This is a genomic window from Myxococcus eversor (assembly GCF_010894455.1).
GTDB classification, from domain to species: Bacteria; Myxococcota; Myxococcia; order Myxococcales; family Myxococcaceae; genus Myxococcus; species Myxococcus eversor.
This window is the reverse complement of the sequence record NZ_JAAIXY010000012.1, coordinates 295920-319140: the sequence shown is the minus strand read 5'-3', so window position 1 is coordinate 319140 and position 23221 is coordinate 295920. Positions and strand designations below refer to the sequence as shown.

The following is a 23221-nucleotide window of genomic DNA, read 5'->3' as shown; positions in this document are numbered from 1 at the left end:
CCGGAGTGAGTCACACGGGGGCGCGGCGCGGTGCCGGGCCCTACTTGAATCCGAGGAAGGTGGGCACGGGGCGGAAGAACTTGAGTCCCGGGGCCTCGCTCCGCCCGTCGCTCGGCAACGTGGAGACGTGCTGCTGGGGCGCGTCATCCGGGGAGTAGACCAGTTGGGAGGAGCCGCCTCCGTCCAGCAGGAGGATGTCCCGCGCGCCCAGGGAGTACAGGTAGCTGGCCATCGCGAAGGTGGAGGCCCCGTTCGTTCCGTCCCGCACGCATCCGCCGGGGCTGTCGTCCATGAAGTCCCGGCCCGGGTTGACGACCGCGATGAACAGCATCTTGCCCGTGTCGTTCAAGCCCACGATGGTCCTGGGGCGTCCACACTCCGGGGTGATGTCGGAGGGCGGGCGGATGTATTTCTTGTCCTTGACGATTTGGAACCCCGAGACGGCCTGGCGGAACCGGCTCGCGTCTCCGCCCGTGAGGTCCGTGCGTATCTCCGCGGGCCGGTTGCGCTGCCGGGCCTCGCTGGTTGAATAGAACACCAGCGTCGCGAGCGCCTTGCCGAACAAGCTCCCCGAGGGAGAGGCGACCACCCCGTCGCTGATGGACAGGCCGAAGGCCTTCGTGCACAGGTCCACGTACGGGAGGTAACCCTCGGAGAGGTTGAAGAAGTTGGCGTTGATCATCAACTGGATGTCTGGATGCTGGTCCATCCAACTGCCAGTGCTCATCATGCCCGTCTCCGTCATCACCTCCGGGTCGTTGTACCCCACGGACCTGTAGATGCTCGGGTAGCCAGGAGGGCACCAGGCGGCGTCGGCGGCGGGGACGACCGGCTGCACCCGCGACAGGTTCACCCTGGCCGAATACCCCTGGGTGATGAGGGCTTCGCCCTGGTGCCTGTCGCTGAAGGACACCGGCGTGCAGCAGTTGATGGCGATGGGCACGCAGCGCGGCATCTGCCGCCCCTGGTAGACGACCTCCAACCCGTCGTTGCAGACGAGTCTCTCGACCAGACAGCTATTGGAGATGTCCGGGTCGCAGTTCGCGTCCCAGACGCTGGAGTAGCAGGGCTCCTGCTCCTCGCCGCCGCAGAAGGAGGCGCTCGTCGAGCGCCGGGAGGGGCTCTGGTGGGGCGCGCCCTCGCTGGTGTCCTGGAGCCCCAGGAACGCGCCATCCATCAGCGTCCCCGTCCCGCCGCCGTCCTCCCAGCGCACATAGCGGACCCCCTCGAATCCCGCTGAGAAAGCATGGGACAGCACCTCCCAGTCAGGCACACCCGAAACACACGCGGCCCACTGGGGCCCCGAGTCCCACGTGGCCAGCACCACCTGGGCATCATCCAGCAGCGTCACCTTGAGGGAGAATGGCGTCACGCAATCAGAAGGCTTGTACAACCCGGTGGCGTGAATGGTCCGCGCGGAGTCGAGCGCCTCCTCGGCGACTTCTTGCGCCAGCAGGTCCACCACCTGCGTGCGCCGCGCCTCGGTGCCCGTCGCCAGGAGGGCGAGGTTGCCGGCGATGCCGTCTCGCGCGGCCGCCGTCACCGAGGCCGAGCCCGCCACCGCGAGCTGCCAGCCCGTGAGGTCTCCGGTCTGCATGCCGGGGTTCACCAGGCGGTTGTCGCCGAAGACGACCACGGCGGCGTCGTCGAGGATGGCGCCGTAGTGGCCGCCCCAGTACTCCAGGTCCTTGCCGCCGTCCTCGAAGCGCACATAGCGGGCGCGCGGGCCATAGTCCGCGAAGACGTGGGAGAGCGTCACCCAGTCGTGGGGGCCCCAGGTGCACGGGCCCGTCAGGGTCCTCACGCCGGAGTCATACGAGGCGAGGACGGCCATGTTCTCATCGAGCACCTGCGCCTTGAGGAAGAAGGTGTCGGGGCAGTACGCCTGGGTGAAGCGTTCGGAGACGCGGATGAGGGGCTGCTTCGCGAGCGTCTCCGGGTCGAAGCCGTGGGCCCACAGGTCCACCAGCTGGTGGCGCGTGTTCCAGACGTATGAGGTGATGAAGTAGTCCTGCACGGGGTCATCCACCGCGAGCCAACCGGCGCCGCCATTGCCGTCCACCTGCCAGCCGCTCAGGTCTCCGGCCTCCGCGCCGCCGTTCTCCAGCAGGTTGGTGAACCAGGCGGCGTGGTTGTCGTCGAAGACGCGCAGGGACGCGTTGTCCATCGCCACGCCATAGTGGCCGCCCCAGAACTCGCTGTCCTTGCCGCCATCGGACCAGCGCACGTAGCGCACGCTGGGGCCGTAGTCGCGGAAGGTATGGGACACGACGTTCGCCTCGCCCAGGCCCGGCACGCACGGCCCCGTCGTGGTCCTCACGCCGGAGTCCCAGAACGTCACCACGTTCCAGTCCGCGTCCAACAGCTCCACCCGGATGCCGTAGGTGTCCGGGCAGTACACGTGGCGGAACTCCTCGCGGAGGGTGATGAGGGGCGCGGTGGCCATCGTCTCGGCGGTGAAGCCCTTCGTGTACAGGTCCACCACCTGCTCGCGGCTGTCCCAGAGGTACGACGTGCGGAAGACGAAGTCGCCTGGGGCGCCCGACACCGTCCATCCCGCGCCACCGCTGGCGGTAATCGTCCACCCGCTCAGGTCCCCTGTCTCGGCGTCCGGGTTCACCAGCAGGTTGGAGAAGAACGGCTGCTGCGCCTGGACCGGAGTGGCGAGCAACGAAGTCACGACGAGGAAGAGGCAGGGCCACGCGGAACGTGGCCACCACCCCGGGATGCGCGAGCGCATGCGGGAGCTCCTGATGAACGGTGGTGGGTGGAAACGGTCCGGAGGGCCGGCCAGACCAGGGCCGAGAGCGACTCCGCCAGCATGGGCCGAGCCCGTGTCACATGTAAACAACTTGAGACATGAGGCAGACCTGTGTCTGTTTTCACCCGGCCCGAGCGGGCGCCGTCATCCCGCCTGCCTCACGGCGGAGGACGCATCGACCGCGGGGAAGACCCCGGCGGCCGTGCCCAGAACGGCCCCGGGAATGGTAGTCTCATCTGTCTGGCCCAGGCCGCGCGGGTCCGAGGAGCATGGGAGGTCCACATCATGCGTGCAAAGGCTGGCTGGATCGCGACCGTGGGAGTCGTGACGGCCCTTGGAGTCGCCGTGCTGCTGCGCCAGGAGTTGACGGCGCGAATCCATCCGCCTCCTCCGGCGGTGCTCGCGCCCGTCTCCATCCAACGCCCCTCCGCGCCCGAGCCGCGTCCACCGTTGACGCCGCCCACGCGAGATGGGACGGGACTCGCCGAGGTCCGCGTCGTCTCCGCCCAGGACCAGCGGCCGCTCGCGGGAGCCATGGTCGCCATCATTCGCGAGCCCGTCGACCTGGCCAATCCCTTGGAGTCCGCGCTCACGGATGAGCAGGGCCTGGCCCGGTTCCCCACCGCCCTCCCCGGCCACTTCCACCTCTGCGCGCGTGGCGCGGGGCATGGCGAGGACTGCGAAGCAGACGTGGGCCTCGTCGCCGGAGGAACCATCACCGCCCACCTGGCGCTGCCTCCCGGCGCCACCATCACCGGACAGGTACGAAACCAGGATGGGACGCCCGCCCAGGGGGTGCGCTTGATGGCCAAGGGCGAACGCTCGGTCGATAAGTGGATGCCCACCCAGGCCATCACCGACGCTCAAGGCCACTACCGCCTGGATGGCGTTTCGCCAGGCCTCGTCTACATCCATCCCTTCGTTCCCGAGGGGCAAGGTGTGAGTCGCGACCTCGAGGTCAAGGCGGGAGAAGAGGCTCGGCTGGACATCCAGCTCGCGGGCTTCTCCACCGTGACAGTCCAACCCTTGCGCAGCCACAATCGCCGCTGGTCCCGGTTCAAGAAGTCCCAAAACGTGGATGTCATCGAAGCCGTCTCCGTCACCGTGCAGTTGCGGCGGCAGGACGATGGCACTTGGACTGGCAACGTCGAGGCGGGAAGCCACGTCGCGAGCTTGAGCGGCGTCCACGGTTGGACGACCCTCCACGGCGGGAAGAAGGTGGAGCTGACCGCCGGAGTCCCGCTGTCCATCGAGCTTCCGTATGACTCGAACATCCACGGGCCCGATATCGTGCCACCCCATCCTCCGGTGCCGCACTACTTCGAGCTGGCGGGCCATGTCCTCATGCCGGACGGCACGCCCGCGAAGGGGGCACGCATCTCCGTGATGAAGCCCACCGAGCACTGGAGAAACCGCAGTCAAAGTCCTCGCCATTACAGCCAGATCCGCTTCGAGGGTTCGGCCTTCGTGGTGAATCCCGTCATGGGGACGCAGACCCTCCATGCGTGGCTCGAGGACGGCCGCGCCGGCAAAGTCACCGTCACGGCCACCGAGGGCCAGAGGGTGGTCGCGGACATCCGCCTGGAGAACACCGGCGCCGTCGTCGGCGGCGTCGACGTCACCCTCGAGGGGCCGTATATCGTGGGCCCGATCGTGATCGTCGACGACTGGCACTTCCACCCCATGTCCTTCCGGGAGTGGGACGGGCGCTTCATCGTGGCGGGCCTTCTGCCGGGAGAGCACTTCCTGACGATGGAGGGAAAGCTCGACAAGCGCCCCTTCGTCATCGAGGCCGGGGCTCGCACGGACCTGGGGCACCTCAAGGCGGACACGCTGGCCCAGCCCCCCTGACGCGCGCGAAGCCCTCGCGTCGGGTCACCCGCGAGGCGAAGACTTTCTCTGCGTGCTCCACCTTGGGTCCATCCTCTTGAGGCAATTCTGAGATCACCTCTAGTGTTCCAGGGATGAACCCTGACGCTCCCCTGCTTCGTCGTATCGTCCGTGGCAGTGCGGTGTATGACCTGGTCGTTACCCTTCCGTTCGCGACACCGTGGACAGCGGACGCGGTGCTTTCGCTGATGCGTCAGGTGCATCAGGCACTGGCGCTGGGCGGTGAGCCCATGCCGTCGTTCGCGCCCATGCCGCTGTTCTTCACCTCCCTCTTCGGCGTCCTCGCGGTGCTGTGGGCGGGGGTCCGCATCATCCAGCCGACGGTGTTCCACGGCATCGTGGACACGCTGGGCCGTGCGGTGGTCGCCTTGTGGATGATCCTGGCGCTCTCGCAGGGGGCGACGCAGGTGCTCATCGCGTTCCTCGTGATGGAGTTGGCGGGGATGTTCGCGCAGGGCAGTGTCCTCCTGGGGGCCAGGACGAGGCTCGAGGGGGTGGTCACCGCGACGGCCCGTTGAACGGGAACGTCCTGCCGCGGACGCCGGTCCATTCCAACGGGACTGTCGTCTTCACTCTGGGGCCTGCCTATATTCACTCGCGTTCTTCACACCGATGGAGGCAGGCGCGATGGCCAGGAAGATGAAGGCGGTGCAGGTGAAGCAGTCGAAGGGGCCGCTCGAGGTCGTGGAGCGGGACGTACCCGAGCCCGGCCCCGGACAGGTGCTCATCGCCGTGGACGCATGTGGCGTCTGCCACAGCGATGCCATCGTCAAGGAGGGGTGGATGCCCCTGCAGTACCCGCGGGTGCCCGGCCATGAGGTGGTGGGCCGCATCGACAAGGTGGGTCCCGGGGTGACGGCCTGGAAGGCAGGACAACACGTCGGTGTGGGCTGGCACGGAGGTCACTGTGGCCAGTGCTCCGCGTGCCGTGTGGGCGACTTCGTCACCTGTGAGTTCCAGCAGATCTGCGGCATCAGCTACGACGGTGGCTATGCCGAATACATGCTGGCGCCGCAGGAAGCGCTGGCCCGCGTCCCGGACGGCATGAAGTCCGAGGACGCCGCGCCGCTCTTGTGCGCGGGCGTGACGACGTTCAACTCGCTGCGGAACATGGGCGCGAAGCCGGGCTCGCTGGTGGCGGTGCAAGGTATTGGTGGCCTGGGACACCTGGCCATCCAGTTCTCGCGCAAGCTGGGCTACCGCACCGTGGCCATCTCGCGAGGGGCGGACAAGCAGAAGCTGGCCACGGAGCTGGGCGCCCACGACTACATCGACACGGAGAAGGGACCCGTGGGCAAGGCACTCCAAGCGATGGGCGGCGCGCGTGTCATCATGATGACCGCGTCGAGCAGCAGCCTCGCGGCGGACATGATTGGCGGCCTGGGTCGCGACGGCGTCCTGCTGCTCCTGGGCGCGGGCTCGGAGCCCATCCCCGTCACCAGCCTTCAGCTCATCATGAAGCGCCAGCGCGTCCAGGGCTGGCCCAGCGGCATTCCCCAGGACTCGCAGGACACCATGGACTTCAGCGCGCTCACGGGCGTGCGCTCCCAGAATGAGGTGTTTCCCATGGAGCGCGCTGGCGAGGCCTACGAGCGAATGATGAGCAACCACGCCCGCTTCAGAGTGGTGCTCAAGATGCGATGAGCGGTGCACTCGCCCCTCGGAGGTCCGCCAGGCAATCGCTTCGTGTCGATCCCCGCACCGCCCAATCGTCGCGCTCTTGAAGGCGCCCTGCCGGCGTCCTCTCATTCCCAGAGGAGCATCCCATGTCCTACATCGATGGTTTCGTCATCGCCGTGCCGACCGCGAACAAGGAGAAGTTCATCGCACATGCCCGCAAGGGCGACCCCGTCTTCATCGAGTGCGGTGCCCTCCGAGTGATCGAGTGCTGGGGAGACGACGTGCCGAGCGGCAAGCTCACCGACTTCCGCAGGGCCGTGCAGGCCAAGGATGATGAGACGGTGGTCTTCTCGTGGATTGAATGGCCCGACAAGGCCGCGCGCGACGCTGGCATGGAGAAGATGATGAAGGACCCACGCATGAGCCCCGAGGAGAACCCGATGCCCTTCGACGGCGCGCGGATGATCTACGGCGGCTTCGCGCCGGTGGTGATGCTGGACAAGTAGCTCGCTGGCGCGGGTCCAATACGGCGTATTCCAGGGGTGAAGCTGCCGGCCTCGGCGGCTTCACCTTCGTGTACGCGAAGGGCTCGTCCTATCCGCAAGAGGCTCAAGCCGGAACGAGCTGGTCCGCGATGCGAGCCAGGTCGGAGATGGACGTCACGACCACGGCCTGGTGACAGTGCTTCTCGTAAGTGAGCATCTCGCTGTCACCGATGCCCCAGTTGCCGCGCTCCTCGGGGCAGATCCACAGCACGCGCTTCGCCTTGCGGCGCAAGTCCTTCAGCGCCCAGACGTTGTTGGCGTTGTAGTTGTTGCGCCCGTCCCCGATGATCATGACGGTGGTGCGCCGGGTGATGCTGCCCAGGTGGTCCCGGGTGAAGTCCGCCAGCGCGCGGCCATAGTTCGAGTTGGCGCTCAGGGACACCGTCTTCCCCGCCGTCGCCATGTCGATGGCCTCGTCCACGTCGAGGTCCTTGAAGTACTGCGTCACCTCGCCCACGTCGGACACGAAGACGAACGAGCGCACCCGCACGAACAGCGACTGCATCGTGTGCATGAACAGCAACATCATCCGCGCCGCGTTGCGGACGGAGTCCGACACATCACACAGCACCACCAGCTCCGGGCGCTCCGGCCGGCGGCGCCGGAACTGGGGCAGCATGGGCACCCCACCCCATGTCATGTTCTTGCGCAGCGTGCGGCGGACATTGAGCGCCCCCTTGCGGTGCGAGCGCTGCCGACGAATCAGTCGACTGCGCAGCTTCTCCGCCAGCGTGCGCACGGCGGACTGCATCTGGTCCACCTCCGCCTGGGTGAGCAGGTGCAGCGGCTTGTCCTGCACCGTGTCGGTGCGACGCCGGATGCGAGCCTCCGCCTGACGCTTCACCTCCTGGCGCGCGGCGTCTTCAATCTTCCGCATCGCCGCGGCGACATGGCGGGACACAATCTCCACGCCCTCGGGAGACAGGCCGCGCGCGTGCAGCTCGTCCTCCAGCGACTTCATGTCGGAGCGCGCCCGCTCCATACCCGCGCCCGCCAGCATGCGCCGCGCGAAGAAGCCCGCCTGGAGCGGACTCTCCAGCTTCGACAAATCCAACTGGAGCGAGGCCATCCGGAAGATCTGCGCCAGCCGCGCCCGGTCTCCCTCCAGCACCGCCTGCGCGAGCGGAGACATCTCCGGCAGCAGGAGGTTCATCTGGTAGATGACCATCTTCAGCGTGTCCCCCTCCAGGTAGCCCTCTTCCTGGAGCTGCGCGGCCAGGGACTTGTCGATGGCCTCGAACGTCGCCGCCGCGCCGGAGAAGAAGAAGTCGAAAGCGCGGTTGAACGTGTCCACGTCCAGTTCGCGCTTCACCAGCGTCGTCCGCATCACCGCGCGGAACAGGGCCCGGTCCACCAGCCCCACCTCGGCGGTGGCCCGCAGTGCGTCCTGCACCTCGGAGGTGCTCACGCGCACGCCGTTCTGTCGGAGCACCTCGGCGAACTCGACGATGCGCGCGTCCATCAGCTTCCCTTCCCCGTGCCCGGCCGCTCGAAGGACATCACGGCCTCCACGTGGTGCGTCTGGGGGAACATGTCCACCACCTGGAGCGCCTGCGGCTTGTAGCCCGCCTCCACCAACCCCGCCGCGTCGCGCGCGAGCGAGGCCGGGTCACACGCCACGTACACCACCCGGCGGATGCCCAGTGCCACCATCCACTTCGCCAGGCCCGGAGCCCCCGCGCGCGGCGGGTCCGCCAGGCACACGTCGAAGCGCCGGCTCTCGGACGCCAGCCCGTCGCACACCTTGCGCGCATCCCCCTGCACGAAGCGCACGTTGCCCACGCCCGCCTCGCGAGCACTGCGCAGAGCCAGTTCCACGCCCACCGGGGACGACTCTACGCCCAGCACCGACGCGGCTCCAGCCGCCAGCGGGAAGGTGAAGTTGCCGTTGCCCGAGTACAGCTCCAGCACGGAGTCCTCGTCCCGCGCCGCCAGCTCGAAGATGGCCGAAGTGACGAGCCCCACGTTGGCCTCCGCGTGCGCCTGCGCGAACGAATCCGGCCGCAGGTACAGCGGCACCTCCGGTCGCAGCGGCGAGTACGAGCGCAGCGCCGGCTTGCCCAGCACCCGGGGCGAGCCCTCCTTCGGCACCAGCACCGCGCCCTCCAGTCGCAGCGCCCGCACGGCGGCCTCCGCGGCCTCCACGTGCCGCGCCGTCACCTGCCCCGTCAGGTTCACCGCGAACGCGGCCTTGTCCCCCTCCGCGAGCAGGAGCACCTCCTCGGTGTCCTTCGCCAAGGGCTTGAGCAGCGGCGCCAGCTTCCCCGGCAGCGCCGTCAGCACGGGCGTGAGGGCACCGCACTCGGACACCGCGAGCCGCTCGTGGCTGCGCCGGCTGAAGTAGCCCAGCGCTCCCTTCCCCGCCGGATGCAGCACCGTGCGTCGGCGATAGCCCCAGTCCCGAGGCGCCACCAGGAGCGGCCGGACGGTGAAGTCCTCGCGCCTCAGGTGGCCCAGGTGCTCCAGGGTGGAGAGGACGATCTCCTGCTTCGCGCTCCGCTGCGCGGACTCGGCCAGGCCCAGCCAGTCACAGCCGCCGCACTCGCCGGCCAGGGAACACGGGGCCACGCGGCGGTCCGGCCCGGGGGAGACCACCTCACGCAACAGGCCGCGCAGCACCCGCCCCTGGGACTCCAGGTGGACGCGCACGGTGTCGCCGGGGAAGGCGCCAGGGATGAAGACGGTGCGCCCCTGCCAGGAAGCCACGCCTTCGCCAAGCTGGCCGAGGCGGTCGATCGTCAGTGAAACGGGAGTCTCAGGGAGGGGCAGCATGCAGGCGCTCGGTGGGGGCGCCCGCGCGGGCCGCCGTTACTTCCGGGTCGCTTCCGACGGGAGCTCCGAGCGCAACCGCTCCACGAACTCCCCGATGCGCGACCGCTTGTCTTCGTCAACGTCCAGGAACTCCACCGCCATCCCCGGCAACTGCGAGGGGGCGGCGCCGAGCGCGTTGGTGCGCGTCACCCGGCCCTTCAGCTCCACCGGGAAGTGCGCTCCCGGCAGTGTCACCAGCAGCTTCACCACCGTGTCCACCGGCAGGGGCTTGTCGGTGTTGATGTAGAGGCCGCCCTTGGAAAGGTTGACGGCCCAGTCCGTCACGAAGCCGGCCACGCTGCGGTAGGCCACCGGCAGCTCGTATTCGACTCGCGGCGCGCGGTGGTCGATGGGGTTCAACTTCTCCGAGGTGTCGGCCATGAAAGGGGCTCCGCCGGGGAAGTCGTCCATACCACCCTCCCCCAGCGGCGCACCTTAGCCTTGAGCGCTCAGACTTTCATCTCGCGCACGTCCGGCGCGATTTTCAGCTTCGGCTCGGTGAGCTTCTGGACCAGCTCCACCGTCACGCCCGGGGCCAGCTCCCGCAGGACGAGCCCCTCCGGCGTCACGTCCAGGAACGCATGGTCCGTGACGATGTGGTGCACGCACTTCAGGCCCGTCAGGGGCAGCGAGCACTTCTTGAGGATCTTCGGCTGACCCTCCTTGTTCGCGTGCTCCATGGCCACGTAGATGCGCTTGGCCCCCACGGCCAGGTCCATGGCGCCTCCCATGCCCTTGACCATCTTCCCGGGAATCATCCAGTTGGCCAGGTCCCCCTCTTCGGAGACCTCCATGGCGCCCAGCACGGCCATGTCGATGTGGCCGCCCCGAATCATCCCGAACGACAGGGCCGAGTCGAAGAACGCGGCGCCCTTCACCGTCGTCACCGTCTCCTTGCCCGCGTTGATGAGGTCCGGGTCTTCCTTGCCCGCCTCGGGATACGGCCCGATGCCCAGCAGGCCGTTCTCCGACTGGAGCACCACCTCCACCCCCTCGGGGATGTAGTTGGGGACCAGCGTGGGGATGCCGATGCCCAGGTTCACATAGAAGCCGTCCCGCAGCTCCAGGGCGATGCGCTTCGCGAGTTGTTCACGAGTCAGTGGCATGGGGTCCTCAGGCCGTCTTGCGGACGGTGCGCCGCTCAATCCACTTCTGGAGGTTCTTCGCCTGGACGATGCGCTTCACGAAGATGCTCGGGAGGTGCACCTGGTCCGGGTCCAACTCGCCGGGCTGAACAATCTCCTCCGCCTCGACGATGGTGACCTTGGCCGCCATGCACATCATCGGGGAGAAGTTGCGCGCCGTCTTGTTGAAGATGAGGTTGCCGTGGGTGTCCGCCTTCGCCGCGTGGATGATGGCGAAGTCCGCCTTCAACGGCGTCTCCAGGACGTGCAGCCGGCCGTCGATGATGCGCGACTCCTTGCCCTCGGCCACCTGCGTCCCCGCGCCCGTGGGCGTGAAGAAGCCACCGATGCCGCAGCCGCCCGCGCGGATGCGCTCGGCCAGGGTTCCCTGCGGGTTCAGCTCCACCTCCAGCTCGCCGGAGAGGTACTGCCGCTCGAACTCCTTGTTCTCTCCCACGTAGCTCGACACCATCCGCTTGACCTGCTTGTTCTGGAGCAGGATGCCCAGGCCGAGCTCGGTGGTGCCGCAGTTGTTGGAGATGATGGTGAGGTTCTTCACGCCCTTGCGGTGAAGCGCCTCGATGAGATTCTCAGGATTGCCACACAACCCGAAGCCGCCGCTCATCAGCGTGCAGCCATCCGGGATGTCGGCGACCGCCTCGTCCGCGCTCGCGTAGACCTTGTTCATTCGCCCTCCCGATAACGGAAACGGGGTGAAGGCCACCAAGGCCCCCACCCCGTCCCTCTCCCCGCGGGGAGAGGGTTGACTACCGCTCCACCATCAGCGCGATGCCCTCGCCGCCGCCGATGCACAGCGACGCGACGCCCCGCTTCTTGTCCTGGTCCTTCATCGTCTGCAGCAGCGTCACCAGCACGCGCGCACCGGAAGCGCCGATGGGGTGACCGAGCACCACCCCGCCACCGCGCACGTTCACCTTCGCCGGATCCAACCCGAGGATCTTGTTGTTCGCGAGCGACACCACCGCGAACGCCTCGTTGATCTCCCACAGGTCCACGTCCGCCACGCTCACGCCCTTCTTCTTCAGGAGCGTGTTGATGGCGTCCGCCGGGGCAATCGTGAACTCCACCGGCTTGCGCGCGGCCTGCGCGTAACCGGTGATGCGGCCCAGAATCGTGCGGCCCTCGGCCTTCGCCTTCTCCTCGCTCATCAGCACCAGCGCCGCGGCGCCGTCGTTGATGGAGGACGCGTTGGCGGCCGTCACCGTGCCGTCCTTCTTGAACACCGGCTTGAGGCCCGGAATCTTGTCCGGCTTGGCGTTGCGCGGGCCCTCGTCCTCGGAGACCGTCGTCACCTCGTCCGGCTTCTTGCCGGGGATCTGCACGGGGACGATCTCGGCGGCGAACAGGCCTTCCTTCTGGGCGTGAATCGCGCGGCGGGTGGACTCCAGCGCGAACTCGTCCTGCTGCGCGCGGCTGATGCCCTGCGACGTGGCGCACTCCTCGGCGCACAGGCCCATGTGGACGTTGCCATACACGTCCCAGAGACCGTCGAGGATCATCGCGTCCTTGAACTCCACGTTGCCCATGCGAGCGCCACCGCGCATCGTGTGGCTCACGTAGGGCGAGTTGCTCATGGACTCCATGCCGCCGGCGACGACGACGTCCGCCTCACCCAGGGCAATGGCCTGCGCGCCCGCGATGACGGCCTTGAGGCCGGAGCCACAGACCTTGTTCAGCGTGGTGGCGGGAACTCCCTCGGGGAGGCCGGCGAAGATGGTGGCCTGACGGGCAGGCGCCTGGCCGACACCCGCCTGGAGCACACAGCCCATGATGACTTCCTGGACACTCTCGGGCTTCACGCCCGCGCGCTCCAGCGCGGCCTTGATGGCCACCGCGCCCAGCTGCGGCGCCGTCAGCTTGGCGAGCGCTCCCTGAAAGGCGCCGATAGGGGTACGGGCCGCGCCCACGATGACGACGTCACGAGCCATGAAAACTGCCTCCTCTTGAGGATGTACGGATGTCCTTCGATAACAGCGGCGGTGGCCCTTATCACCGGGCGTTCCCCGGAGTTCAAGCGTCCTCGCTCGCCGTCCGGACATGAGCGTCCACTGCTCGCGACGCACCGCGAAACCGCCCCCAACCGCGCGAAGTTCCTCCTCCTTCCGGACACCCACCACCCGACCAGTCGGTCGCTCGCGCCACGCTCGTGGCCCGTATTTGACCTTGAGGTACAAAACGACCTAACACCCCGGGCATGGCACGTCCGAGGAAGTTCCAGGCCGAGGCGGCGGTGGCGAAGGCGATGGAGGTCTTCTGGGAGAAGGGCTACGCGGCGGCGTCTCCCCAGGAGCTGGGGGAGCGGATGGGGCTGGGTCGGGGCAGCCTCTACAACGCGTTCGAGAGCAAGCAGGGCCTCTTCGAGTGCGTGCTGCGCCACTACCACACGCACGAGGCGCCCAAGCTGCTCGCGTTCCTGACGCGGCCCGGCCCCATCAAGGCGCGCCTGCGGGCCCTGTTCCTCGCGGTCATCGAGATTGACGTCGCGGACCCCGAGCGCCGGGGATGTCTGGCCATCAACACCGCGATTGAACTGGCGGGACGCGACGCGGGCGCGGCCCGGCTCGCGGCGCGGATGTTCGAGCAGACCGAAGCCGCCTTCCTGTCGCTCCTCGAGGAGGGCCAGCGCACCGGCGAGGTCGACGCCGCGCGTGACGCGAGAGAGCTCGCGAGCTTCCTCCTCAACAACCTCACCGGCCTCCGCGTGCTCGGAAAGACGGCGGAGGACACCACCCGTCTCACCCGCATCGTCGATGCCCTCATGAGGTCCTTCTAGTCATGCGCGTCTCGCCCGCCCTCCTCCTCTCCCTGCTGTCCTTCGCCGGTGGCTGCGCGCACCAGGCGACGACGTCCAATCCCTCCTCGCCTCCAGCGCTGCGCCTCTACGCGCTGGATTGCGGACGCATCGACATCCACGACATGGGGTTCTTCACGGACGGGAGTCATCCCAATGGCCAGAAGGGAGAGATGTCCGTCCCCTGCTTCCTCATCCGCCATCCCCAGGGCGCGCTGCTCTGGGACACCGGGCTGGATGACGTCATCTCCCGGAGCCCGGACGGCGTGACGGATGCGGTGGGCTTTCGCGTCCACGTCCAGAAGACGCTGCACGCGCAGCTCGCCCGACTGGGCCTGAAGCCCTCGGACGTGCGCTACGTGGGCTTCTCCCATCTGCACGCGGACCATGCCGGCAACGCCAATGCCTTCACCGGCTCCACGTGGCTGCTCCAGCGCAAGGAGCTGGCGTGGGCCACCGCGACGCCCGCGCCGCCGGGCGTGGACCCGACGAAGTTCTCCACGTGGCGCGAGGCGAAGGTGGAGCCGCTCGATGGAGATCGCGACGTCTTCGGCGACGGCAGCGTGCGAATCCTCTCCACGCCGGGACATACGCCGGGCCACCAGTCGCTGCAGGTGAACCTCCCTCGGACGGGGACCGTCGTCCTGTCGGGGGACCTCTGCCACACGCGAGAGAACTGGGAGCGCCATGTCGTGCCTGGCTTCAACACCAGCCGCGAGCAAACCCTCTCATCCATCGACCATGTGGAGACGCTGGTGAAGGACGCCAAGGGCCGCTTCATCGTCCAGCACGCGCCCGAGGACTTCCGCGCGCTGCCCTCGTTCCCTGGCTACCTGGAGTAGGCGTCTGGAACGGCAACGGCCGGGCCCCCTTTCGGGAACCCGGCCGTCACGCCGTGAGGCGATGCTGAGCGAAGACTACTTCTTCGTCAGCTTGCCCATCACGTCGCCGAGGCGCGCCTTGGAGCCTTCCGCCTGCTTGCGGAGGTACTCGCGGTAGTCGTCGCCTTCGCCGATCAGCGCCTTCATGGACAGGGCGACCTTCCGGTCCGGCGTGTTGATGTCGATGATCTTCACCTCGACATCCTGCGCCTCCTGCACCACGTCACGCGGGTTCTCGACACGCTCCTCCTTCAGCTCGGAGACGTGGACGAGACCCTCGATGCCCGGCTCGATCTCCACGAACGCGCCGAAGTCGGTGACCTTGGTGACCTTGCCCTTCACGCGGCTGCCGACAGGCAGGCGCTCGGACAGCGTCTCCCAGGGGTCCGGCTGGAGCTGCTTGATGCCCAGGCTGAACCGCTCGTTCTCGACGTCGATGTTGAGGACCACCGCCTCGACCTCGTCGCCCTTCTTGAACATCTCGCCCGGGTGCTTGATGCGCTGGGTCCAGGAGATATCGGACACGTGCACCAGGCCGTCCACGCCCTCCTCGACGCCGACGAACACGCCGAAGTCGGTGACGTTGCGGATCTGACCCTTGATGACGGAGCCGATCGGGTACTTGTCCTCGAGCAGCGTCCAGGGGTTCTGCTCGATCTGCTTCATGCCCAGCGCGATGCGCTTGGCCTTGGGATCGATATCCAGGACGACGGCCTCCACCTCCTGGCCGACCTCCAGGATCTTGGACGGGTGCTTGAGGCGCTTGGTCCAGGACATCTCGGACACGTGGACGAGACCCTCGACGCCCTGCTCGATCTCGATGAACGCGCCGTAGTCGGTGATCGACACGACCTTGCCCTTGACGCGGGTGCCGACCGGGTACTTCTCGTCGGCGCGGTGCCACGGGTCCTCCTGGATCTGCTTCAGGCCCAGGCTGACGCGCTCCTGCGTCGGGTCGAACTTGAGGACAACGACGCGGACCTCGTCGCCCACATTGAACATCTCGCTGGGGTGACCGATGCGGCCCCAGGACATGTCCGTGATGTGGAGCAGGCCGTCGATGCCGCCCAGGTCGATGAAGGCGCCGTAGTCCGTGAGGTTCTTGACGACACCCTTGAGGACCGCACCCTCCTTCAGGTTCTTGAGGGTCTCCTTCTTCATCTCCTCGCGCTGCTTCTCGAGGAGGACCCGGCGCGACAGGACGATGTTGCCGCGCTTCTTGTTGAACTTGATGACCTTGAACTCGAATTCCTTCGAGATGTACTGGTCAAGGTTGCGCACGGGCCGGATATCCACCTGGCTGCCGGGCAGGAACGCCTTCACGCCGATGTCGACGGAGAGGCCTCCCTTCACGCGACCCACGATGGTGCCCTTGACGATCTCATCGCGCTCACAGGCGGCGCTGATCTCGTCCCAGATGCGCATCTTGTCGGCCTTCTCCTTGGAGAGGACGACCATGCCGGTGTCGTTCTCGCGGCTCTCCAGGAGGACCTCAACGGGGTCGCCCGCCTTGACGGAGACCTCTCCGCGAGGATTGGTGAACTCGGAGATCGGGACCTGACCCTCGGACTTGTAGCCGATGTCGACGATCGCGAAGTCCTTCGTCACCTGCACCACGGTGCCCTTGACGATCTCCCCTTCCTTCAGGATGCCGTCGCCACCGCGCTGCTTGAGCGACTCTTCGAACATCGCCGCGAAGTTTTCTTCCCCGGCGTCAGTCTCGACCTGCTGGTTCACGTTCTGCTGCATGGAAATGGAAGTCCTTTGATACGGCACAGCTGCCCCCTGATTTGAGGAACGCGGGCCCATGCGGGGCGCAACGAGAGTCCGCGGACGTCCCCACCTCTGGGGACTTTTGAATGGTGCTGAATGAAGCCGCGCACCCTAGACACCGGTTATTCCGGTAGTCAAGCGAGCACGTGCCCCATGTGCTGTTCGGTGGATGCGATCACCCGGAACTGTCAAGACCCGGGATAGCCATCCGCACCCATCTTTCTAAGAACGCTCGCCCACCTTCGCAGCCCTCCCGCTTCAGAGGACCCCGCGAGCGTCCGCTTCGCCTGTTCGGCCAGCGAGCGCGACAACCTACTCGAAAAATCCACTGAAATGCGACCCACATCGTGCGGCCGCGTTCCGCTCGTGGGTCGAGGTCCACGAGTCCAGTGCCCGGCATGAGTCATGGGGGAGGTGCGCCCGGGGGGGTGGACTGTTCCCACATGTCGGCGGCCGCGGGCCTCTTCCTTCCCTTCCTGTCTGGGATTCCCTGAGCAAGGCATTGGCCGCGTCGAGCGCGCACGCCCGTGCGTCCGCGAGGGACGCGAATCACCCACATGGCCAGGGGCGCTGTCCTCTGGAGCCAGTCCCCCACCCTTCCGGGCATGAGCGCTGCACTGGGGCCGTCCCCGTCAGCCCACCTCTCATCGGCCAGGACGCGACTTCATGATTCGGATCGACAAGGGCGGTGCGCCCGGAGGCGCCCGGGAGAAGTGCGCGGAAATCACCCAGGAGCTCCGGGACATCTACGCGCAGCTGGAGGGCCAGTACCGGGCCAGGACGGGCAAGGGGCCCGTCGCCTTCGACAAGGAGGCCATCGTCGAAGAGCTGCTCGGCCCTCGACCCACGAAGGCCCAGAAGCAGCGCCTGCTGGGCAAGCTGGGGCTGGTGAAGTTCGGCGAAGAGTTGGTGGAGGTGATGAACGAGCGGCTCCTCGACGAGCAGGTGCTCCATCAGCTCCAGGGAGACTGGAGGGCGCGCTTCGGCGCGTACCTGGACGGCTTCCATGCCGTGGCGCTGGAGGCCCGGAAGGTCTGGGACGCGAAGCTGTCCGGCATGTCACCGGAGGCCCGCCACCAGCTCCTCGGCGTCATCCGCCCGCTCTACCAGCAGTCCGTGCTGACCTCCGGGCGTCCCTGGCTGAGCGCGCCCGCCATCAACGCGCTGGAGCTGCCCTGGTTCGCGCCACAGGAGCTCGCGGGGTGGACCTTCCCTCCGGCGTTGAACTCGATGTCCCTGGATTTCAAGGTAGGGGCCGTCGCGGCCCACCAGGCGCAGGTGGCCGACTTCCGGGAGCGCTGCCGGACTTCGGAGGCCTTGCGCAAGTACACGTCGCTGGCGTGGATGTGCGGCACGCCGGACGGCCTTCCCGCCGAGGGGGCCTTGTGGGGCTTCGCCTTCGACTTCCACGCCGGCTACCTCAAGAAGGGCAAGCACCCTCCCCGGGACATGGGGGACGCGGACCTTCGCGCCATGGCGACGGCGCCCGAGCCCGTGCGTGGCGCGCTCGCCTACTACGCGTTGTCGGTGCGCCTCATGGGGGACCTCATCGACGAGAAGATGGCGGGTGCCTGGAAGACCGTCACCCGGCCGCTCATCGGCTTCAAGTCGGAGATCTTCAGCAGCGACTACTACTCCGGACACGGCATCAAGGAGGCGCTGCTCAACTCGCACCACGGCAAGTGCGCCTTCTGCGAGTCCAAGGTGAAGTACCTGGCGCACGGGGACGTGGAGCACTTCCGCCCCAAGGCGGGCTACGAGCAGGGATATGGCTTCAACCTGGATGGGTATTTCTGGGAGGCCTACGCCTGGGAGAACCTCTACTACTCGTGCCAGGTCTGCAATCAGATCCACAAGGGGAACAAGTTCCCCGTCCTGCTGAATGACCAGCTCGTGGAGGTGCGCTCCACCGCGACCCGCAAGGTGTCCGAGGAGCGCTCCGTGCTCATCGACCCGGGCCTCGAGGACCCCCGGCTGGCGGTGCGCTTCAACGTGTGGACGGGCGAGGCCTATCCCTACGACTTGCTGCGCTGGTTCCTGGACACGCGCAAGGGCCGGCAGGACGCGGACGAGTTCGCCTGGAGCGAGCCCAAGGCGATTCCGTCCATGCAGGGGCGGTACGAGGTGAAGGTCCACCCGACGAACAAGTCGTTCGTGGTGACGGGCAACGGGCACGAGATGTTCCAGGTGGTGCACCAGGCGCCGCCGGTGGCGCTGCGGGGAGTCCGCACCATCCAGATACTGGGGCTCAACCGGCCGGAGCTGGTGCTCCAGCGCGTGTCCCACCTGCGCCACCTGCGCGGCGTGTTCTGGGCCTTCCTCGTCGAGCAGTCGGAGAGCGCGGCGGCCCGGGCGGCGCTGGACGATTCGCGCAGGCCCTCCGCCGAGTTCAGCTCGCTCGCCATCGACGCGTGGGAGACGTGGGGCCGCGAGGTGACCCGGGTCAAGGCCCAGGTGTCCCAGCAGCAGGTCAACCCGATGAACGTAGGCCTCGCCGTGGACGCGTGGCTTGCCCAGTACACGGCGCTGATGCGGCAGCAGCCCGTGTACGCGGACACACCGGACGAGAGCTGGGAGATGAGCGACGCCATCATGTACCACGTCGGTCCGCACCAGGTGAACGCGGACGAGCGCGGGCTGGTCTACCTCAAGGGCGACGAGGAGTTGGAGAAGTCCGCGGGCTGGTACCTGGGGATTCCCGAGGAGGACCACGGGCTCAAGGTCCACTTCTACGACGAGGATGACGACGAAATCGAGCAGATGACGCTGAAGCAGATCATCGACGCCAAGCAGGCCTGGCGCAGCTTCAACAAGGCGACGTCGGTCCTCGTGAAGGGCCCCTTCAAACAGAAGCTGGGCTTCTGACCCCGCGCGAGGTGGATGGACATGGCGGAAGACAAGGTCCGGGTCGCCGAGGCGGGTGATTCGGTGGAGAGCATCGCGTCCGAGCACGGGCACATCTGGCAGACATTGTGGGAGCACCCTCGCAATCAGGCGCTGCGCGAGCTGCGTGGGAATCCTCACACGCTCCTGCCAGGAGACGAGGTCTTCGTTCCGGCGCTGCGCCAGCGGATGAAGCAGGTCCTCACGGGGCGAAAGCACACCTTTGTGCGCAAGGGCATTCCCTCCAAGCTGCACCTGGTGCTGCGCGTGGGGAGCGAGGTGTTGAAGGACACGCCCTATGCGCTGGAGGTGGACGGGGTCATCCTGAAGGGACGCAGCGGTGCGGACGGGAGCATCGTGCACTCGGTGTCGCCCACGGCGGCGACGGGGATGCTTCGGATTGGAGAGGGCTTCGCGTCGCGCCTCATCCCCATCTCATTGCGGCACCTGCACCCGCTGGACACGGTGAGCGGTGTCCAGGGGCGACTGAAGAACGTGGGCTATCCCGTGGATGAGGTGAGCGGCGAGCTGGATGGACCGACGCAGGCGGCGCTCCAGAAGTTCCGGGCGGACCAGCAATTGCCCTCGGGGACGGGCATCGATGATTCGCTGAGGTCCGCGCTCCAGCGGGTGTATGGGCATTAGGGTGACAAGGGGCCCACGGCGCGTCAGACGTCGGAGACGCGCACCACGAGCTTGCCGAAGTTGCCGCCCTCCAACATGCGGATGAGCGCCGCCGGCGCGTTCTCCAGCCCATCGACGCGGTCCTCTCGCAGCTTCACGCGGCCGTCGGCGACCCACGCGTCCATGTCGCGACGGAAGGCGTCGTAGCGGTCACCGTAGTGGTCGAGGATGATGAGGCCCTGCATGCGGATGCGCTTCTGCTGCAACACCGCCAGCACCTGCGGCAACCGATTCGGGCCCGGTGACGTGTCGCCGTTGTAGCTGGAGATGGTCCCGCACAGCGGCACGCGAGCCCAGTGATTGAGCAACGGCACCACCGCCTCGAACACCTCACCACCGACGTTCTCGAAGTAGACGTCGATGCCGCGCGGGCAGGCGGCGGCGAGTCGCTCGGCCAGCCTCGGCTCGCGGCGGTCGAGGCACACGTCGAAGCCCAGCTCCTCGACGGCGTAACGGCACTTGTCCGTGCCCCCGGCGATGCCCACCACCCTCGCGCCCTTCAATCTGGCGATCTGCCCCACCACCGCCCCCACGGCCCCCGTCGCCGCGGCGACGACCACCGTCTCTCCTGGCTTGGGCTCGCCAATGTCCAGCAAGCCCACGTGGGCGGTGAACGCGGGCATGCCGAGCACGCCCAGGGCCAGTGACGGCTGCTTCATCTCACCGAGCGGGACCAGGTCCTGCCCATCCGACAACGCGTAGTCCTGCCAGCCGGAGTTGCCCAGCACCAGGTCCCCGACCTGGAAGCGCGGATGCCTGGAGGAGACGACCCGGTCGACCGTGCCGCCCACCATGGGTTCACCGACCCGCACCGACGACGCGGCATACGCCGGGGGGACATCGTTCATCATCGGGCGCATGTACGGGTCCAGCGACAGGTACAGGGTGCGCAGCAGCACCTGTCCTTCCCCCGGAGCGGGGACGTCGGCTTCTTCGAGACGGAAGTCCCGCGATGTCGGCATGCCGTGAGGACGCGCGGCGAGGACGACACGACGATTGCGGGTATCGCTTTGAGGCATGGGTGCTGACTCCAGGGGTGTGGCGAGAAAACGTTCAGCGCACCCTGTCCCGGCAAGCCGTGAGCGAGCGCGCACGAGCCACTCACGGTGTGCCACCGCGAGCAGCTCGGCCGACGAAAAAGAAGGTGACGAAGCGAAGACGCGTCTTCGACGCGGACGCGTTATGCGAGTCCCAGCAACCGCCGTGTACCAACCATGGCCGTGTCCAGCGGCGTGCGGTCGCGGGAAATCTTGGCCAGCAGCCCCGCGCCCAGCCAGGACTGGTAGAGAGTGATTGCGACCGCCCGCGTGTCCAGCGGAGCCGTCAGCGAACCGTCCTCCCTCCCTGCATCAAGACAGCGCGACAGTCTGTCGATGATGCCCTGAGTCCCGCGCTCCAGCGCCGCGCGCATGCTCCCGGACAAGTCACAGACCTCCGCGCCGAGCTTCACCACGAGACATCGGCCCCGGGCCTCTTCGTCGAGCTGAGAGGCAAGCCAGTCCTGGAAGTACCCCAGCAGGCGCTGCGCGGACGTGCCCGGCACCGCCAGCAACACCTCCATCCTCGCCAGGTAGTCCGCGAAGTACGTCTCCAGCACCGCCTCGCCGAAGGCCTCCTTCGAGTCGAAGTAGTAATAGAACGAGCCCTTCGGGACCTTCGCCGCCGCCAGCACCTCCGCCAGGCCCACCGCGGTGAAGCCCTTGCTCGCGAACAACGGATGGGCCGCATCGATGATGTGCCGACGGGCATCCTGCTGGGGGGCCGCGCTCACGCTCATGGCCCTTTGCTAACGACCAGTAGACCGGTCGTCTAGTCGATTCGTGGCAAGTTCAGGGAGTCTTCCAATCCCCGTAGCAGCCCACGAGCCCACACGAAGGACACCGGCATCCCACATAGAACCAGCGGACGTCCGTGCTGCCTTCGTAGAACGCGGACCCCACGGTGAGCTCGAAGCGAGTTCCCCCACAAGGGCACTCGCATTCCCCCAGCTCCGCGTCGTCGAGGTACTCGGCGCTGTCCCCCACGGGAATCTGATGCTGGCACGTCGGGCACGTCTGGACGGCCGCGCCCTCGTCATCATCGAGCAACAACTCCAGCACCTCGGAGCCACAGGGGCACCGCAGGTCTTCCATCCGCGCGATGGGGTACTTGTTCTTCTCGCTGTAGCCCGCCAGGAAGGTCCTGAGGTCCGCGCGCGAGTCGCCGTACGAGTAACGTCCCTTCCGCTTCAGCCCCATGGGTCCACTCCTCCCTGGCCGCGAAGCGGAAGAACGAAGCCTCGCCTCAGCCCAGCAGTTTGAAGCTCTCGCGGGCAATCACCATCCGCTGCACCTCGCTGGTGCCCTCGTAGATGGTCTGCACGCGCGCGTCGCGGAAGTACCGCTCCACCGGGAACTCGTCGATGTAGCCGTAGCCACCGTGAAGCTGCACGGCCTTGTCACAGACGCGATTGCTCGTCTCGCTGGCGAACAGCTTCGCCATCGACGCCTCGCGGGTGAACGGCTGCTTCTGGTCCTTCATGTACGCCGCGCGCAGCGTCAGCAGCTCCGCCGCGTCGATCTGCGTCTTCATGTCGGCAATCATGAAGCGCGGCCCCTGGAACTCGCCAATCGCCTGACCGAACGCCTTGCGGTCCTTCACATAGGACACGGTGGCCTCCAGCGCCGCGCGAGCCACGCCACACGCCTGCGAGGCGATGCCGATGCGCCCGCCATCCAGCGCGACCATCGCCAGCCGGAACCCCTGCCCTTCCGAGCCCAGCAGGTTCTCCGCCGGAATCACGCAGTCCTCGAACGTCAGCGCGACGGTGTTCGACGAGCGCAGCCCCATCTTGTCCTCGTGGCGACCGATGATGAGACCCTTCGTCCCACCCTCCACGATGAAGCACGACAGGCCCTTGTTGCCGGCCGGCGACGTGCGCGCCCACACCACCATCACGCCCGCGTACGCGCCGGACGTAATCCACTGCTTGCTGCCGTTGATGACCCACGAGTCGCCACGGCGGACCGCGGACGTCATCAGCGCGCCCGGGTCGGAGCCCGCGTGCGGCTCGGAGAGCGCGAACGAACCCGCCACGGCCTCACCCGACGTCAGCCGCGTCACGTACTTCTCGCGCTGCGCCTCGGTGCCGAACGCGTTGATCAGCTCCGCGCACATGTTCGTCACGGCCATCGCCACGGACGTGGACGCATCCGCCGCGGCCATCTCCATCATCGCCAGCGCGTAGGACACGGCGCCCGCTTCCGAGCCGCCGTACTTCGCCGGGATGTTCACGCCCAGCAGCCCCAGCTCGCCCAGCTCCTTGAAGATTTCGGTGGGAAAGCGCTCCTGGCGGTCCAGTTCGCGGGCGAGCGGCGCCACGCGCTCCCGCGCGAACTTGCGGGCCGTCTCGCGAATCAGCGTCTGCGTCTCGGTCAGCTCGAGGTTCACGTCGGTCG

General features: G+C 67.4%; 20 protein-coding genes. 8 read left to right on the top strand and 12 right to left on the bottom strand.

Annotation, left to right across the window (positions count from 1 at the left end; translation table 11 throughout):
• Nucleotides 1-40: 40 nt before the first annotated feature.
• On the bottom strand, nt 41-2740 hold the full coding sequence (locus G4D83_RS24985; protein WP_163867319.1) for a phosphodiester glycosidase family protein: 2700 nt from the start codon (nt 2738-2740) through the stop codon (nt 41-43).
• A gap of 306 nt (nt 2741-3046) precedes the next feature.
• Here G4D83_RS24985 and G4D83_RS24980 point away from each other — a divergent pair, with 306 nt between their 5' ends.
• The 4 genes from G4D83_RS24980 to G4D83_RS24965 all read left to right on the top strand — a co-directional run bounded on the left by G4D83_RS24980 (nt 3047) and on the right by G4D83_RS24965 (nt 6777).
• Nucleotides 3047-4612 carry a carboxypeptidase-like regulatory domain-containing protein gene (locus G4D83_RS24980; RefSeq protein ID WP_163867318.1) on the top strand — a complete coding sequence of 522 codons (1566 nt, stop codon included), beginning with the start codon at nt 3047-3049 and terminating at the stop codon, nt 4610-4612.
• A 113-nt stretch (nt 4613-4725) separates the two neighbouring features.
• On the top strand, nt 4726-5169 hold the full coding sequence (locus tag G4D83_RS24975; RefSeq protein WP_163867317.1) for a hypothetical protein: 444 nt from the start codon (nt 4726-4728) through the stop codon (nt 5167-5169).
• Nucleotides 5170-5278: 109 nt separating this feature from the next.
• Nucleotides 5279-6295, top strand: coding sequence for an alcohol dehydrogenase (locus G4D83_RS24970; protein WP_163867316.1), 1017 nt, complete (start codon nt 5279-5281; stop codon nt 6293-6295).
• A 122-nt stretch (nt 6296-6417) separates the two neighbouring features.
• Nucleotides 6418-6777: a DUF1428 domain-containing protein gene (locus G4D83_RS24965; protein ID WP_163867315.1), complete on the top strand. Its 360-nt coding sequence runs from the start codon at nt 6418-6420 to the stop codon at nt 6775-6777.
• A 103-nt stretch (nt 6778-6880) separates the two neighbouring features.
• Here G4D83_RS24965 and G4D83_RS24960 read toward each other — a convergent pair whose 3' ends face one another.
• From G4D83_RS24960 to G4D83_RS24935, 6 genes are all read right to left on the bottom strand, one after another.
• On the bottom strand, nt 6881-8278 hold the full coding sequence (locus G4D83_RS24960; protein WP_163867314.1) for a VWA domain-containing protein: 1398 nt from the start codon (nt 8276-8278) through the stop codon (nt 6881-6883).
• Nucleotides 8278-9588 carry a class I SAM-dependent RNA methyltransferase gene (locus G4D83_RS24955; RefSeq protein WP_163867313.1) on the bottom strand — a complete coding sequence of 437 codons (1311 nt, stop codon included), beginning with the start codon at nt 9586-9588 and terminating at the stop codon, nt 8278-8280. Before G4D83_RS24955 ends, G4D83_RS24960 begins: the two co-directional genes overlap by 1 nt.
• A gap of 36 nt (nt 9589-9624) precedes the next feature.
• Nucleotides 9625-10008: a TIGR02266 family protein gene (locus G4D83_RS24950; RefSeq protein ID WP_163867312.1), complete on the bottom strand. Its 384-nt coding sequence runs from the start codon at nt 10006-10008 to the stop codon at nt 9625-9627.
• A 68-nt stretch (nt 10009-10076) separates the two neighbouring features.
• Nucleotides 10077-10733, bottom strand: coding sequence for a CoA transferase subunit B (locus G4D83_RS24945; RefSeq protein ID WP_141644398.1), 657 nt, complete (start codon nt 10731-10733; stop codon nt 10077-10079).
• 7 nt (nt 10734-10740) lie between these two features.
• Nucleotides 10741-11439, bottom strand: coding sequence for a CoA transferase subunit A (locus G4D83_RS24940; RefSeq protein WP_163867311.1), 699 nt, complete (start codon nt 11437-11439; stop codon nt 10741-10743).
• A gap of 79 nt (nt 11440-11518) precedes the next feature.
• The gene (locus G4D83_RS24935; RefSeq protein WP_163867310.1) at nt 11519-12700 is read right to left on the bottom strand and encodes a thiolase family protein; all 1182 of its coding nucleotides are present in this window, start codon (nt 12698-12700) and stop codon (nt 11519-11521) included.
• A 266-nt stretch (nt 12701-12966) separates the two neighbouring features.
• Here G4D83_RS24935 and G4D83_RS24930 point away from each other — a divergent pair, with 266 nt between their 5' ends.
• The gene (locus G4D83_RS24930; protein ID WP_163867309.1) at nt 12967-13545 is read left to right on the top strand and encodes a TetR/AcrR family transcriptional regulator; all 579 of its coding nucleotides are present in this window, start codon (nt 12967-12969) and stop codon (nt 13543-13545) included.
• A gap of 2 nt (nt 13546-13547) precedes the next feature.
• Entirely contained in the window at nt 13548-14405 is an 858-nt protein-coding gene (locus G4D83_RS24925) for an N-acyl homoserine lactonase family protein (RefSeq protein ID WP_163867308.1), read from the top strand.
• Between the two features lie 75 nt (nt 14406-14480).
• Here G4D83_RS24925 and G4D83_RS24920 read toward each other — a convergent pair whose 3' ends face one another.
• On the bottom strand, nt 14481-16193 hold the full coding sequence (locus tag G4D83_RS24920; protein WP_141644393.1) for a 30S ribosomal protein S1: 1713 nt from the start codon (nt 16191-16193) through the stop codon (nt 14481-14483).
• Nucleotides 16194-16883: 690 nt separating this feature from the next.
• On the opposite strand from G4D83_RS24920, the gene G4D83_RS24915 reads away from it, so the two are divergent.
• The gene (locus tag G4D83_RS24915; RefSeq protein ID WP_163867307.1) at nt 16884-19082 is read left to right on the top strand and encodes an HNH endonuclease family protein; all 2199 of its coding nucleotides are present in this window, start codon (nt 16884-16886) and stop codon (nt 19080-19082) included.
• A gap of 21 nt (nt 19083-19103) precedes the next feature.
• Nucleotides 19104-19745, top strand: a complete 642-nt coding sequence (locus G4D83_RS24910; protein WP_163867306.1) for a hypothetical protein — start codon at nt 19104-19106, stop codon at nt 19743-19745.
• Nucleotides 19746-19768: 23 nt separating this feature from the next.
• Here the strand turns inward: G4D83_RS24910 and G4D83_RS24905 are convergent, their stop codons facing one another.
• The 4 genes from G4D83_RS24905 to G4D83_RS24890 all read right to left on the bottom strand — a co-directional run bounded on the left by G4D83_RS24905 (nt 19769) and on the right by G4D83_RS24890 (nt 23213).
• The gene (locus tag G4D83_RS24905; RefSeq protein ID WP_163867305.1) at nt 19769-20803 is read right to left on the bottom strand and encodes an NADP-dependent oxidoreductase; all 1035 of its coding nucleotides are present in this window, start codon (nt 20801-20803) and stop codon (nt 19769-19771) included.
• A gap of 161 nt (nt 20804-20964) precedes the next feature.
• Nucleotides 20965-21561: a TetR/AcrR family transcriptional regulator gene (locus G4D83_RS24900; RefSeq protein WP_163867304.1), complete on the bottom strand. Its 597-nt coding sequence runs from the start codon at nt 21559-21561 to the stop codon at nt 20965-20967.
• 52 nt (nt 21562-21613) lie between these two features.
• The gene (locus G4D83_RS24895; RefSeq protein WP_163867303.1) at nt 21614-22021 is read right to left on the bottom strand and encodes a hypothetical protein; all 408 of its coding nucleotides are present in this window, start codon (nt 22019-22021) and stop codon (nt 21614-21616) included.
• A gap of 46 nt (nt 22022-22067) precedes the next feature.
• Nucleotides 22068-23213: an acyl-CoA dehydrogenase family protein gene (locus tag G4D83_RS24890; RefSeq protein ID WP_163867302.1), complete on the bottom strand. Its 1146-nt coding sequence runs from the start codon at nt 23211-23213 to the stop codon at nt 22068-22070.
• Nucleotides 23214-23221 lie beyond the last annotated feature (8 nt).

Excerpts from the sequence above, each read along its gene's own strand:
- G4D83_RS24930 (WP_163867309.1), top strand. The coding sequence starts at position 12,967 with ATGGCACGTCCGAGGAAGTTCCAGGCCGAGGCGGCGGTGGCGAAGGCG.
- G4D83_RS24915 (WP_163867307.1), top strand. The coding sequence starts at position 16,884 with ATGATTCGGATCGACAAGGGCGGTGCGCCCGGAGGCGCCCGGGAGAAG.
- G4D83_RS24950 (WP_163867312.1), bottom strand. The coding sequence starts at position 10,008 with ATGGCCGACACCTCGGAGAAGTTGAACCCCATCGACCACCGCGCGCCG.
- G4D83_RS24980 (WP_163867318.1), top strand. The coding sequence starts at position 3,047 with ATGCGTGCAAAGGCTGGCTGGATCGCGACCGTGGGAGTCGTGACGGCC.
- G4D83_RS24940 (WP_163867311.1), bottom strand. The coding sequence starts at position 11,439 with ATGAACAAGGTCTACGCGAGCGCGGACGAGGCGGTCGCCGACATCCCG.
- G4D83_RS24905 (WP_163867305.1), bottom strand. The coding sequence starts at position 20,803 with ATGCCTCAAAGCGATACCCGCAATCGTCGTGTCGTCCTCGCCGCGCGT.
- G4D83_RS24910 (WP_163867306.1), top strand. The coding sequence starts at position 19,104 with ATGGCGGAAGACAAGGTCCGGGTCGCCGAGGCGGGTGATTCGGTGGAG.
- G4D83_RS24985 (WP_163867319.1), bottom strand. The coding sequence starts at position 2,740 with ATGCGCTCGCGCATCCCGGGGTGGTGGCCACGTTCCGCGTGGCCCTGC.
- G4D83_RS24960 (WP_163867314.1), bottom strand. The coding sequence starts at position 8,278 with ATGGACGCGCGCATCGTCGAGTTCGCCGAGGTGCTCCGACAGAACGGC.
- G4D83_RS24900 (WP_163867304.1), bottom strand. The coding sequence starts at position 21,561 with ATGAGCGTGAGCGCGGCCCCCCAGCAGGATGCCCGTCGGCACATCATC.
- G4D83_RS24975 (WP_163867317.1), top strand. The coding sequence starts at position 4,726 with ATGAACCCTGACGCTCCCCTGCTTCGTCGTATCGTCCGTGGCAGTGCG.
- G4D83_RS24955 (WP_163867313.1), bottom strand. The coding sequence starts at position 9,588 with ATGCTGCCCCTCCCTGAGACTCCCGTTTCACTGACGATCGACCGCCTC.
- G4D83_RS24895 (WP_163867303.1), bottom strand. The coding sequence starts at position 22,021 with ATGGGGCTGAAGCGGAAGGGACGTTACTCGTACGGCGACTCGCGCGCG.
- G4D83_RS24925 (WP_163867308.1), top strand. The coding sequence starts at position 13,548 with ATGCGCGTCTCGCCCGCCCTCCTCCTCTCCCTGCTGTCCTTCGCCGGT.
- G4D83_RS24935 (WP_163867310.1), bottom strand. The coding sequence starts at position 12,700 with ATGGCTCGTGACGTCGTCATCGTGGGCGCGGCCCGTACCCCTATCGGC.
- G4D83_RS24970 (WP_163867316.1), top strand. The coding sequence starts at position 5,279 with ATGGCCAGGAAGATGAAGGCGGTGCAGGTGAAGCAGTCGAAGGGGCCG.
- G4D83_RS24920 (WP_141644393.1), bottom strand. The coding sequence starts at position 16,193 with ATGCAGCAGAACGTGAACCAGCAGGTCGAGACTGACGCCGGGGAAGAA.
- G4D83_RS24965 (WP_163867315.1), top strand. The coding sequence starts at position 6,418 with ATGTCCTACATCGATGGTTTCGTCATCGCCGTGCCGACCGCGAACAAG.
- G4D83_RS24945 (WP_141644398.1), bottom strand. The coding sequence starts at position 10,733 with ATGCCACTGACTCGTGAACAACTCGCGAAGCGCATCGCCCTGGAGCTG.